General features: G+C 46.3%; 16 protein-coding genes. 7 read left to right on the top strand and 9 right to left on the bottom strand.

What is annotated here, in order from left to right; translation table 11 throughout:
• Position 1 precedes the first annotated feature (1 nt).
• Positions 2-781 (bottom strand): hypothetical protein, encoded by a 780-nt coding sequence (locus KK083_RS03975; RefSeq protein ID WP_254160917.1) that lies wholly within the window; start codon positions 779-781, stop codon positions 2-4.
• 313 nt (positions 782-1,094) lie between these two features.
• On the opposite strand from KK083_RS03975, the gene KK083_RS03970 reads away from it, so the two are divergent.
• The 3 genes from KK083_RS03970 to KK083_RS03960 are packed head-to-tail and all read left to right on the top strand — an operon-like array spanning position 1,095 to position 2,630.
• Complete coding sequence (locus tag KK083_RS03970; RefSeq protein WP_254160915.1) at positions 1,095-1,310, top strand: helix-turn-helix domain-containing protein; 216 nt, start codon at positions 1,095-1,097, stop codon at positions 1,308-1,310.
• A 1-nt stretch (position 1,311) separates the two neighbouring features.
• Positions 1,312-1,641, top strand: coding sequence for a HipA N-terminal domain-containing protein (locus KK083_RS03965; RefSeq protein WP_254160913.1), 330 nt, complete (start codon positions 1,312-1,314; stop codon positions 1,639-1,641).
• 53 nt (positions 1,642-1,694) lie between these two features.
• Positions 1,695-2,630: a type II toxin-antitoxin system HipA family toxin gene (locus KK083_RS03960; RefSeq protein ID WP_254160911.1), complete on the top strand. Its 936-nt coding sequence runs from the start codon at positions 1,695-1,697 to the stop codon at positions 2,628-2,630.
• Between the two features lie 119 nt (positions 2,631-2,749).
• On the opposite strand, the gene KK083_RS03955 is transcribed toward KK083_RS03960, so the two are convergent.
• From KK083_RS03955 to KK083_RS03930, 6 genes are all read right to left on the bottom strand, one after another.
• Complete coding sequence (locus KK083_RS03955; protein WP_254160909.1) at positions 2,750-3,178, bottom strand: Hsp20/alpha crystallin family protein; 429 nt, start codon at positions 3,176-3,178, stop codon at positions 2,750-2,752.
• A 269-nt stretch (positions 3,179-3,447) separates the two neighbouring features.
• The gene (locus KK083_RS03950) at positions 3,448-3,765 is read right to left on the bottom strand and encodes a hypothetical protein (protein WP_254160907.1); all 318 of its coding nucleotides are present in this window, start codon (positions 3,763-3,765) and stop codon (positions 3,448-3,450) included.
• A 107-nt stretch (positions 3,766-3,872) separates the two neighbouring features.
• A complete protein-coding gene (locus tag KK083_RS03945; RefSeq protein ID WP_254160905.1) occupies positions 3,873-4,175 on the bottom strand; it encodes a hypothetical protein in 303 nt (100 codons plus the stop codon).
• A gap of 35 nt (positions 4,176-4,210) precedes the next feature.
• On the bottom strand, positions 4,211-4,786 hold the full coding sequence (locus KK083_RS03940; RefSeq protein ID WP_254160903.1) for an RNA polymerase sigma factor: 576 nt from the start codon (positions 4,784-4,786) through the stop codon (positions 4,211-4,213).
• 217 nt (positions 4,787-5,003) lie between these two features.
• A complete protein-coding gene (locus KK083_RS03935) occupies positions 5,004-5,450 on the bottom strand; it encodes an SRPBCC family protein (protein ID WP_254160901.1) in 447 nt (148 codons plus the stop codon).
• Positions 5,451-5,627: 177 nt separating this feature from the next.
• Positions 5,628-6,380 (bottom strand): SDR family NAD(P)-dependent oxidoreductase, encoded by a 753-nt coding sequence (locus KK083_RS03930; protein ID WP_254160899.1) that lies wholly within the window; start codon positions 6,378-6,380, stop codon positions 5,628-5,630.
• A 111-nt stretch (positions 6,381-6,491) separates the two neighbouring features.
• Here KK083_RS03930 and KK083_RS03925 point away from each other — a divergent pair, with 111 nt between their 5' ends.
• Positions 6,492-6,863 carry a winged helix-turn-helix transcriptional regulator gene (locus tag KK083_RS03925; protein ID WP_254160897.1) on the top strand — a complete coding sequence of 124 codons (372 nt, stop codon included), beginning with the start codon at positions 6,492-6,494 and terminating at the stop codon, positions 6,861-6,863.
• Here KK083_RS03925 and KK083_RS03920 read toward each other — a convergent pair.
• On the bottom strand, positions 6,836-9,433 hold the full coding sequence (locus KK083_RS03920) for a TonB-dependent receptor plug domain-containing protein (RefSeq protein ID WP_254160895.1): 2,598 nt from the start codon (positions 9,431-9,433) through the stop codon (positions 6,836-6,838). The genes KK083_RS03925 and KK083_RS03920 overlap by 28 nt on opposite strands.
• A 352-nt stretch (positions 9,434-9,785) precedes the next feature.
• On the opposite strand from KK083_RS03920, the gene KK083_RS03915 reads away from it, so the two are divergent.
• The 3 genes from KK083_RS03915 to KK083_RS03905 all read left to right on the top strand — a co-directional run bounded on the left by KK083_RS03915 (position 9,786) and on the right by KK083_RS03905 (position 11,062).
• Positions 9,786-9,938, top strand: a complete 153-nt coding sequence (locus KK083_RS03915; RefSeq protein ID WP_254160893.1) for a hypothetical protein — start codon at positions 9,786-9,788, stop codon at positions 9,936-9,938.
• Between the two features lie 47 nt (positions 9,939-9,985).
• Positions 9,986-10,396: a DUF7684 family protein gene (locus tag KK083_RS03910; protein WP_254160891.1), complete on the top strand. Its 411-nt coding sequence runs from the start codon at positions 9,986-9,988 to the stop codon at positions 10,394-10,396.
• A 180-nt stretch (positions 10,397-10,576) separates the two neighbouring features.
• Positions 10,577-11,062 carry a hypothetical protein gene (locus tag KK083_RS03905; RefSeq protein ID WP_254160889.1) on the top strand — a complete coding sequence of 162 codons (486 nt, stop codon included), beginning with the start codon at positions 10,577-10,579 and terminating at the stop codon, positions 11,060-11,062.
• 19 nt (positions 11,063-11,081) lie between these two features.
• Here KK083_RS03905 and KK083_RS03900 read toward each other — a convergent pair whose 3' ends face one another.
• Positions 11,082-11,825 (bottom strand): ankyrin repeat domain-containing protein, encoded by a 744-nt coding sequence (locus tag KK083_RS03900; RefSeq protein WP_254160887.1) that lies wholly within the window; start codon positions 11,823-11,825, stop codon positions 11,082-11,084.
• Positions 11,826-11,862 lie beyond the last annotated feature (37 nt).

Genomic DNA, 11,862 nt, shown 5'->3' with positions numbered 1-11,862 from the left:
ATCAATTCCGTTTGTTCGATTTCATACTTTCCTCATTCCGCCAACTGATATCCGTGTAAACATAGTACGACACAAAACCAAGCAGTGGGAGTGCCATTAGTAACGCGCCTTCAATAATCAGTAATACGCTTACGGCTAATAGACCGGCAGAACAAAAGTATGCGATGTAGCGCATGTACTTCTTTGCATACCATTTTCGCGCTTCTTCCTCTTCATATCGTGTGTTTCGCGGAATGTTACGGAGAACTTCTGTCAGGTGTAATAAAAACACATTGATGTTTTTCTTATCCCAGCTAAATGAGAAGAAAGCAGGCTTCTTGTTGGGATCGCTGATGCTGTTCAATAAAAGCGTATTGCCGTCGCGAACGATGGTGATCATGTCACCCCAGTCGCTGATGAAAAATTGCTGAGACCTGAAAGCCCGCAGAAAATCTGGCCGGACTGTCTCCACGGTCCATTGGAGCGTTTCACAAGTACGCATCACAGCTTCGTGAAATTCGTCGTCACTATTAAGAATATGGATGACACGGAATTTCAATCTGCGTCTTTGAATGAGAAACGCAATGATCGCCAATGCAACAAATGGCAGGCTTTCAGTGATCAATTCGGTGGCAGACTGATCGCTGTCATATACGCCAAAACACATTTTAACGAAATCCCATAAGGTTACCAGTGGCACAAGGCATAAAAAGAGCACAACAAAATAGTGCGTGAAAGTTTGTGAGACGGTGAGCTTTAACCTTCTGGTTTGCTTCATTAATCCGATGTCAGCTTTTCTCAACGATTTGTGCTATTGATGGTAACTACTTCCGCGGTCTCCCGGTTGACAATGCGCTGTCTTTCCCGCTTCAGAAATTTGTCAAAACGCTTTCGGAATTTTGCCTGGAATGCCCTGTCAAATGAAAATTTTCCCAAAGCTTGTGACCAAACCGGCAATTAAACGCCGGTTTGCAGAACTTCAACCTGTCAAACTGGTATTTTACGTTAAAATAGGAAGTATGATTCCGAATGGGAACTAAAATGCCTATTTTAGCGTATAGTGTCATGATTTAGTACATTATTAACGGGAAAGCAGCAATTAATTGCCTGATTTAATGAATATGAATGACGGGAAGGAGGCTATTGGAGGTATAATACACTCCAGACGGAAGGCTCGAAAAATATCACAAGAACAGTTGGCGGATATTGCCAGCATTTCTCCACGGACGCTGCGAGATATAGAAAAAGGCATCGCTAATCCTGAATTGGAGACACTCATGAAAATCTGTAATGTGCTGGGAATGGAAATTAAAATTGAGGTGATTCAATAAAATGGGACGGAAGGCAGCGGTGTATAATAACGGAGTGCTTGCCGGCATTCTTGAAAAGTCGGATCGTCAGCAATACATTTTTCGATACGTTGATGATTATTTTAATAATCCCGCTGGTAGTGCCATTAGCCTATCGATGCCCAAAACACAACAAGAATATCGCTCGCATTTTTTATTCCCGTTTTTTTATGGTCTGCTGTCGGAAGGTGTAAACAGGCAAACCCAATGCAGATTGTTGCGAATTGATGAGAATGATCATTTCAGTCTGTTACTTGCAACGGCTCAATCGGATACGATCGGATCAATTACCGTGGAGGAGATAATGTCATGAACTGCTCAGGATGCTTAAAACAAATTGACAACGCAGGCTTTTGTAGAAAGTGTTTGCAACAGTTATTCGAAGGCAAGAAGGTCGAACATGTTCTGCCTTTCAATTCACCTGTGACAGAACATTCGGATCTTTATGCAAATGCGGTAAAGCGATTATCCATTTCCGGTGTACAGTTAAAATACAGTCTGAGACTTGAGAATAATGAGCTTATACTAACCAACACCAATGCGCAGTATATTTTAAAACCCATACCAGTGGGACAGTTTAAAAATCTCGATCAGGCACCCGCCAACGAACATTTAACGATGCAAGTTGCCGGGCAAATTTTCAAGATCACCATTCCACCGAATGCCATCATTCATTTTAAGGACAATGCACCGGCATATCTGGTAAAACGATTTGATGTCAAAGCGGACGGATCAAAAAACGCTCAGGAAGATTTCGCTCAGATTGCGCAGGTCACAGCAGAAACACACGGAAAAAATTATAAGTATGACCTTTCCTACGAGGAGATCGGCCTATTGATCAAACGTCATATCGCCATGTATGCTGTTGAGTTGGAAAAATTCTTCAGGCTGGTGATATTCAATTATATTTTTTCAAATGGAGATGCGCACGCCAGAAACTTCTCTGCTGTAAAAACCGATGATGGTGACTATATCCTTACGCCGGCTTATGATCTTCTTTGCACACGGATACATTCATCTGGAGAAGCGGATATGGCACTCACGCTTTTCAAGGACCGGTTTACCGAAGCGTATGATGCGCACGGATTTTACACTTATGACGACTTCTTAGAATTTGGCAGCGTGCTGGGAATAAAAGAAAGTCGGGTTGGTAAGATCATTGACGAATTTAATGGCAAAGAAGAGCGTATCGATCAACTGGTTGATGCGTCTTTTTTAAGAGATGACCTAAGGGCTTTTTATAAGCAAACTTATAAGGATAAATTGACGCGGTTGAAAGTCGCGTATTCAAAAGCTAAGTGAAGACTGGCTCCATATCTGTGACAAATCAGCATATTTCCCCCGACGTTTACTATCTATCTCTGAGTAACAAAAGAAAAACCCCTGAAACACCAGGGGTTTTTATATTCATCTCCGACTCACTACTGAACCACTATTTCCTGTGAATTCTTGTGCGCGTCTGGCGTTTTCTGAAGCGTGATCTTCAAGATGCCCTCTTCGTGGCGTGCGCTGATATTGGCGGTGTCGACCTTGCCATGGAGCAGGATCATCCTTTCGAAGGACCTGATCGGGTACTCCTGCTGAATGAAGTTCGGCAGATCACCTTCATCAATCGTGCGGGTTCCGCTGATGTAAAGCACATCATGGGCTACACTCACTTTTATTTGTGCCTTGTCAAATCCCAAAGCGTACACGTGCACTTCGTAGTGTGTTTCTTTCTCAAGTATGTTCACCGGTACATTGTATTTTGGCCTCCGGTGATAGGCCATGCGTGAAAATCTTTCATGCAGTGGATGGGCGTGCCGCTTCATACCAGGAGGGCAGGCGCCATAATTGAAATATTGATGCATAGTTTGTTTTTTTTTGTTGGATTGAGTCGATCACTTGGAGGAGGGATCCTGATCCGGCGATTTTGCGTTTGGATCATTGTCTTTTGGCTCCTTGCTGTTGTTATCGCAGGGATGATGGTCGTTATACGAACCGTACGCATGGCGGTAATGGTTGCGCCATCCAAATTGCTTAGGGCCTATCGCCAGGTGGAGTGTGCCGAAAGTAATTATTGCTGCCGCAAACGCGACTAGAAAATTTGTGCTTCGTTTCATTGTATTTAGTGATTAAATCAACGTTTTGAGTCCTGGTTCCTGCCTTCGTCATCCGCCGACATCCGGTAACCGTCGAATTTTTTCTTGAATGTTTCGTACTCTTCATCGCTCATTTTGCGGATGGTGTCGGCGAAAGCGGGATGGATGCTGTTATGCCCGTAGTATCCTCTCCAGCCCCTGAACGGACCACCCCACCGTCCCCAAAAGAGGAAACGGATCAGGAAGAAAACGACAATGAAGAAAAAGAATCCCCTGAAGAAAAAGAACGGAAGCACATAAAAGGCCACACCTATCAGGATGCCGGCCAGTATCGGTTTTACAAGTTGCTTTGTCATGTTTTTATTTTTTGTTTGACTTCAATCAGGAAGACGGATGACCTGAAGAAATACGCTAAACCACAGGAGTTATTTTGAGAAGACGCCAATACCGCTTTGCTGTACGCTCACCGACGACCACAACGCGCGCGCCACTCCTGCCGGAATTTCATTCGCTCTTCTTCGCTCATGTTCATCCATTTTTCACGAATGTGTGGGGGAGGACCAAAGCCCGGCCGGCCTCTTCCTGCAAAGCGAAAGCCGCCGAACAGGATCCGTGATAAAATGAATAGTCCCATGGCCTGCAGATAGCTGATCCTTTCCACATGCACTACTTCGGGGAGAATACTGTTCCATAAGAGCATTATCACCGCGGACAAAACGAGCACCAGCAGCGGAAAAAAGAAGAAAAAGGGAAACCTTCTTTTCATACCATATCGATTGGAATAACGAAACATTTTATGCACTAATAATTTAACAGATCATTGTACAACGATTCAAGTTTTTCGCGCAGGTGTTTTACCGCATAACGCTTTCGCGAGATGATGGTTTTCAGTTTCTCGCCGGTCTTGTCGGCTATCTCCTGCATCGTCATGTCTTCCAGCTCATTCCACACGAATACGTTCCGCTGATTTACCGGAAGCTCGTCGAGGGCGGAAAATAATTCGATCCAGAACACTTCCCGCAGATATTCCTCTTCGGGGTCGGTGTCGTTCATCAATAAAATATCTTTGTAGAAATATTCACCCTCTTCAGTGTCAGCGCTGAAGTCATCCAGGGAAACGGTGCTTTTTTTTCTGTGCTTGTCGATGATCTTGTTACGGGCAACTTTAAAAAGCCACCCGCTCATCTGGCCGATATCCTCTGCGTTGACGGCATGGCTTAGCTGGTACCACACATCCTGTAAAATGTCTTCGGCATCCTCATCGGTTTTTACACGGCCACGGATAAAGCCAAAGAGGCGATTGCCGTAATCTTTTACAGTTTGAATGACTTTTTTACTGGGGCTGTCGGTTTTCAATGTGGTCAGAGCCTCATCCATCTATAACCTGAAGACGCAGTGAAGAAGATTTTACTTTAAAGATCAGGATGTTTTTTGCGAAGCTTTTTGGAATGTAGTGACCTTGGGGAATCTTTTAAGGTCAGAATGGGTATCCAGGCAGATCACCTGCACGCCCGGTCATGAAGGAAAAGACAGCTCACTAAAGAAGGAAAAAGCTCAGTAATTTTTTACTGAGCTTTTGTGTTCGAATCATGCCTTAGGCATCCGGTATCGTAGGCTCTACCAGCTTCGCCAGCTTTTCGAGCGATTCCTGCCAGCCTAAATAACACATCTCGGCCGGGATGGCAGCGGGAATTCCCTCCTGTGAAATTTTTATTTCGGTACCGGCAATGGTATTCCGGAGCGACACCGAAGTGATCATTTCCCCGGGCAGATTGGGGTCGTCGAACTTAGCGGTATACTTCAGGAATTCATTGGGCTTTACTTCCAGGTATGTGCCGCCGAATGAATGACTGCTACCGGTTGAAAAGTTTTCGAACGACATCCTGAAAGTACCACCTTTCTCTGCACTCAATTGATGCACGGTGCATATAAATCCGTAAGGAGGTAACCATGATGCAATGGCTGAGGCTTGCGTAAAGGCACGGAATACTTTCTCAGGAGATGCTTTAAGTATTCTATGGAGTGAAACACTGTTAGACATAAGAATTTTCTTTTTTTTTGCTTCCTACTCGTCAGGCTTTTCGGATTCGCCCGTTTTTTGAGTGGTTGCTGCTCCACTTAACTTTGTGTGTTGGTTAACGTCAACAGTACAAAGGTGGTAAGAACATTGAATCCACGCACAGGCTGAATGCGACAGTTTAAAGGTGATTTTGCGACATCAAAACGGATGATGACGCATGCCGCCATCAACAACCGCCACGGTGCCGGTAATGTACCGCGCGCGGGGTGATACCAGGAAAGTGGCCATGTCGGCAACATCCTGTGGTTCACCAAAATCTCCCAGCGGGATCTCGCGTCCGGCAAATTTCTTCCGTTCATCACCAGGGAAGAAAGGGCGGATATTCTCCGTATCGATGAGGCCCGGCTGCAGACAGTTGACCCTGATACCGTAGGGGCCCAGTTGTGCGGCAAGCTGCTTGGACCACACTACCACCGCCGCTTTGGCAACTGCTGAAACATTGATCGATCTTAGCTCATACGTACTGGCGAGGTTCAGGATGGCGCCCTGCCTGCGTTCCATCAAGTGTGGCAAAAATAACTGCGTGAGCTGCCGGGGACGGTCGAAGTCCAGCGTCACAGATTCCATCCACGGCGCTTCGGGTGCAACAACGTCTACCGGGCGACTGCGGCCCGCATTGTTTATCAGTATATCGACATGTTCCAGGCTGGCCAGCGCTTGCGTGGCGATCTTTTCCGGGCCATCGGGTGCAACGAGATCCTGGGCGAACGTGACCGGCTCAACGCCACCGGCAGCGCGAACCTCTGCTTGAAGATCATTCAGCAGATCTTCGTTTCTGGCGGTTGCAAAAACCTTGACACCCTCCATGGCCAGCTGTTTTACGATGGCGCGGCCAATTCCCTGGCTGGCACCGGTAACCACCGCCGTTTTTCCTTTTAAATACAAATCCATACTATTGATGCTTAAACTTTGGTCGTGAAAATTTCGTTGGCAATGTATCCTGTGACTTTTGATTTTACAGGACGTTCGATCAATTGTAGGGAACTATCAAATATGTAAGTAATGGCAGCCAGAAAGGAAAATTCGACTTATAGCCGCAACGAAAAAAACCTCGTTGAATGTGATCTTACCTATGCTATTAACAAGATCGGCGGCAGATGGAAACTGCAGATACTAAGCGAATTGGAAAGCGGGAAACAAAGGTTTGGCGACCTCAGCAAGAAGTTCCCCTTTGTTACCGAACGTATGCTTACCCTGCAGCTGCGCGCGTTGGAGCAGGATGGCCTGGTGAAGCGAACGGTTTATGCTGAAATTCCTCCCAGGGTGGAGTACGCGCTCACTGAAATGGCCATTGAGCTGGGGCCGCTCTTAAAACAACTCAGTGACTGGGGGAGCAGGCATCGCCATCACATACTAAAAGTTGCAGCGATGTAATAAAATCCACCAATCGCCGGGCCGCCAATAAATGAATAGTAATATTTATTCGTGAGGTTGGTGGAACCCAGTTTTAATAACAATGTATTCTCCAGCAGGTCAGCCGTAAGTTGCAGATCCAGCGTAGCATAACCATCCACATTCCCTGTAGCGAGGGCTGATTGCCATAAGTACGGCGGCTGTTGCCTGAAATTTATATTGAAGCCAATGGTTTTATAAAAATTCGGGCTGGCAACCGATAGATTATAAGTCCATTCGGGTGTATTGAATCCGTCTTCAAGTCCGTCGCTCTGATCTTTCCGTGAGAGTTTTGCATAGGTGAAGTTTCCACCGATCCTTAATTTTTTAGATACATCATAGCTTGCGCCGAATGACGCGCCATAGTTGTAACTTATTGTTTTGGAGTTGGTCCATAACCGGTAGAGGTTCTGCCTGCTGTTGCTCTGCAGATAATAGCCTATGCTATCAGGATGCTGTCGTTTGGGAATGTTGGCATCGATTTGCGCCATCAGGTTCCTGTAAGTGTTGTAATAGAAATCCATGTCCAGCTTTAAGCGCTCATTGAAAAGGGCTGCACGGTAACCTGCTTCAAAGCTTGTAACGTGCTCGGGCTGCAGATAGGTGTATGGATTTTGTTTCAACAGTCCTTCTTCTTTTTGAATGGCATCGTTCAACGTCATGCCCGAAGTATTCACATCGGTTTGCACGGCACGTTGGAATGCGGTAATGGACGCCTGGGTATAACTGTTCTCGAAAATCCCATTCGACATGATCGGCAAACCTCCCACACGTTTTCTGCCGCCACTATTGATGTTTGAAAAGGCTTCGAAGATACTGGGGAACCGATAACCGTTCTGGGCCGAAACCCGGATGTTATGCAGGGGCGTGGGAGAATAGACGATGGCCAGGCGTGGATTTATCTTCGGATCGAAATATTGATTTTTGTCAATCCTCACAACGCCATTCACTTTCACTTTGTCATTCAACAAACTGACCGATGACTGCACAAATCCGCCGACCTTCCAATAGTTGAGGTTGTCTCCCGTCTCTTCGGGATTGATGAAGTAATTGCCATCTGGCACGATGATATATTCTCTGAAATCCAGCCCATACATGAACGTTACCCGGGAGTTCTTGTCAAAAAGTAAATGGGTGATGTCATGTTGAAATTCTGAATGTGCCAGGTTCGCTTTTACCCGGAGGGCTGCGCCATAATCCCAGTTGTTGATGTCCCGCAAGGAATCGATCAGATGATGCATCTGCGCTGTGTGAGGCACGTACCGTCCGTTGTCTGCAAAGGCCCGCGCAGCATGCATAGCATCAGCAACACTCATGCCGCCCGAAGTGCCCGAATTGAATCGATTGGTAAAATCAGAAAACCAGGCATTGTCGCTTTTAAATGTCCTGTCGATATTCTCCGCCATGGAACGGATGTTATAAGAATCGCCTGTATTCTCCTGCGTGAGATAAGCCCTGAACTGGATTGACGCGGACTTAAACTGCAGTGCGTGCTGTTGTGTGCGGTAGTTGCCGAACCTGAACCGGTTGGTGCGTTGATAAATATTATTTTGATGCGCTGCCCGGTAAGTGTAGCTCACTTCCAGTTTTTCATTCGGCCGGAAAAACAGTGAGACGTCGCCTTTCAGGTTTTGAATACCATAGCTGGCAACATCCATTTCAGCATAACCCGTTCTGCTCACCACATATTGTTTTCCGCCCAGGGTCAAGGTTCGCCTGTTGGCCGATTCGTCTGCATAGACATTTACATGGTCGCTTCCGGGGTTCAGGTCTCCGGTTAGCCCGGTAGAAACATTTGCGGCTGGGTTCAGATCGGTTCGGTTATTGGCAAACCAATCTGTTCCTTTCATGAATGTGCCGTTGATCTTGAATGCCCATCTGTCATTGATAGCTTTTGCAAAACGAAGATTTGTTTCTGAGATAATAGTCGCATTTGTTTCCGGAGACTTAACGTTATTGAATCCCGTCTTTTGGTTGATGCTGAGGCCCTGATATTGAAAAGGATCTTTTGTAACGAAGTTAGCCAGTCCGTTGATGGCATTCATTCCGTAAACCGCAGACGCTGAACCGGGCACAACTTCCACGCTGAGAATGTCGAGGTCGTTCGGGCCAAGGGTGTTGGCGACCGGAGCTCCAATGTGGGGCGCTTGATTATCGAGCCCATCTACCATTTGCACGAACCGCACGTTGGTTGTATTGGCAAACCCCCGTGCATTAATCACCTTGAAGCCCATGCTCGGCGTAAGCACCTGGATCCCTTTCAGGTTTTGGATCGCATCGAAAAAACTAAAATGAGCTGATTGCCGGATAGCCTGGAGGGACATGGTCTCGATGCTGACGGGTGCGCGTAACAGGCTCTCCTGCGACCTGGAGGCCGTGACCACGATCTCCTGCAATACCCTGGCGGATAAACTGTCATTGTTTTGTGATCCTTGTTGTGCGAATGAATGAAAGGAAACGAATACAAAGAACACGGCGTATGATTTGCGTGCCGCGAATTGATATTTCCGGGTGAAGCTCAAAGAATGCAGCGGGTGTAAAAGTCTTTTCATAACCGTATCGATATGTACAGACGGAAATATCGCTCAATATAAAAACCCGGGCGCTGAATTGTAAGGATTACCTGCATAAAACGGGCTTCTACCGATAAAAAGCGATTGTTCCATGAAATGACCGTTACGGTAGCTTGGATATAATGGAGATCAAGGCACCCTCTGGGGTGATTGGATGGCTGGGATCAGAAAATGGGGCTTAGAAGGTGTTTTTTGCGGCCTTTTAGGTGAAACGCGGGGCTGGGTTCACCGCCTGTTTTCCGTCATTTACCTACCCGGTGCCGGAGACAGCCTTTTTGCCGTGGCCGGGGCGACAGCCAACTGCGTTATTTACATCATAAACGCAGAACACATGAAAACTTCATATATCAATACCACCAATACCGCTTCATACACCGGCGTAGGTTTTCACGCGCTGATGGTTGTTGCAGGGATCATCACCGCCGTTGTCTGCTCCCTGGTGCTGCTGAAAGATGCCAACGCTTTACAACACGTGCCCTTCTGATAAAAGTTTATAACGCAATGTTTGATCAGCATTCAACAGAACGAAACATGGCACTAACCGCAAACGATAGAGAGATAGTAGTGGTACGTTACAACGCGGAGCAAAATTGGGATAAGGACATTCCCAATAAAAACTGGTTATGTGTTTTGGTGGACAACGACAGTCCTGTGACCAACGTAAAGGAGGTGATCTCTAAAATTCTGGATAAAAATGTTTGCTATGTATGTACAACCGGTGAAAGCTGTGTAAAAAACCACGACATCCTGGATGACGAGATCAGCAGCCGGGAAGTTGACCTGGAAGGCCCTTCTTTACCTGAGCATTTTATTATAACAGCCTGGCGTAAGGACTTCGATCAGGGAGTGCTGTTCGCGATATTCGAAGCCGGCAATGATGACGTACCTTCCATCGAAAAAGTTGTTATCCTTGATATGTCCGGAGGAAGACTGAGAGGATGATTCAATGACCCATAATCTTACTGTGCCCACGCTCCGATGCTGAAATGATCTTCAGTAGTGATCTCTTTTTCTGAAAAATTAGAACCCAAAGGCCTGTTTCACGTATATTTACTTTGAATTACAAAGTACTTTTCTGTTATTGGGGCATGTCCCTTTGAATGTAGAGACTTACATTACCTTATGAAAGACGCGAAGAATCTGCGGCGTGAAGTGCGCATCCTGTTATATGTATTCGTCGCAGGACTGATCGTGAGTGGCATAACCGCCTTTCCGATCCATACAGGGCTCACCTATGCGCATGACCAAATTGTTTACTTTAAGCTTGATAATGGATTGTCGCGCTGGATCGAAACGGTATACCAGGGTATCACTGAGGTTGATTCGAAGTATCCATTCATAGCGTATGGCACCGACTGGCTGGCATTTGCGCATCTTATACTGGCGGTGTTATTCGCCGGCATCATTAAAGACCCTGTCAGGAACATCTGGGTATTGAAGTTCGGACTAATATCATGCGCCGCGGTTTTCCCTTTGGCGTTCATTGCAGGAGCTGTCCGCGGGATACCCTTTTTCTGGCAGCTGATCGATTGCTCTTTCGGATTATTGGGTGGAATAATACTTTGGATGTGCTATAGCAGGGTGAAGAAGCTTGAGTCCACATTCTGAGATCCTGTAAATCCTGTTATTATTTCTTCAAGTAGGCACACGGTACATTTTTGGGTTTATAATCAATGCCATACGCTTGCTTTAAGAGCGTGGTCACGATGCCTGAAATGGTCTCTTCACGTCTGTGCATCTGCGGAAGCAAACCCATCATGGCATAGCTGATCGGGTTTACGGAAGGGATCAAAGTTTCCCATGGATAACCCTTTCCCCAAATGAGCCCAGGCACCGTGATCTGCAGGTCAGCTTTCATCGACAGCAATAAATTCAACATGTCGATGCTTTGGTTCTGGTTTTGATTGACGGTGTGGAAAACAGGTGTCTGGCCGCCGAAACCATTCTCGTCTGTTCCAGCCCTGGTATTGACGTCGGCCCCATGACTGATCAGCACCTGTGCGGTAGCCACGTGGTTGAACTCCGCACAAATATGCAGTAAGGTAACTTCATCCATCGGTGTGTAGGCACATTTAAGGCTGTATCGTTTGGTGACAGTTTCCGGATATTGAGTGATATGCTTGTTCAGGGAATCACCATCGTCGAGCAGCACAGCCAGCAAAGCTTTATCCTCAAATACCAGCCCGTGATCTACAAAAGCTCTCACACACTCTTTGAACAAGGGAGAGCGTGCGTATTCGCTTGTCAGTTCATAGATGAGCGGTATACCGTTAAAGAGATCATTGGGATCCACACCCTCTGAAAAGTATTTGCGTAGATCTTGTACCGCGTGAAGCTCTATTGCTTCGATGACATCGCCTAAGCTGCTCATATTTTTTACAGGTTGTACCCGAATTTATGAAAATATT

The sequence above is a fragment of the Chryseosolibacter histidinae genome (assembly GCF_018598225.1).
Classification (GTDB): domain Bacteria; phylum Bacteroidota; class Bacteroidia; order Cytophagales; family Cyclobacteriaceae; genus Chryseosolibacter; species Chryseosolibacter histidini.
This window is presented reverse-complemented; position numbering and strand designations above follow the sequence as displayed.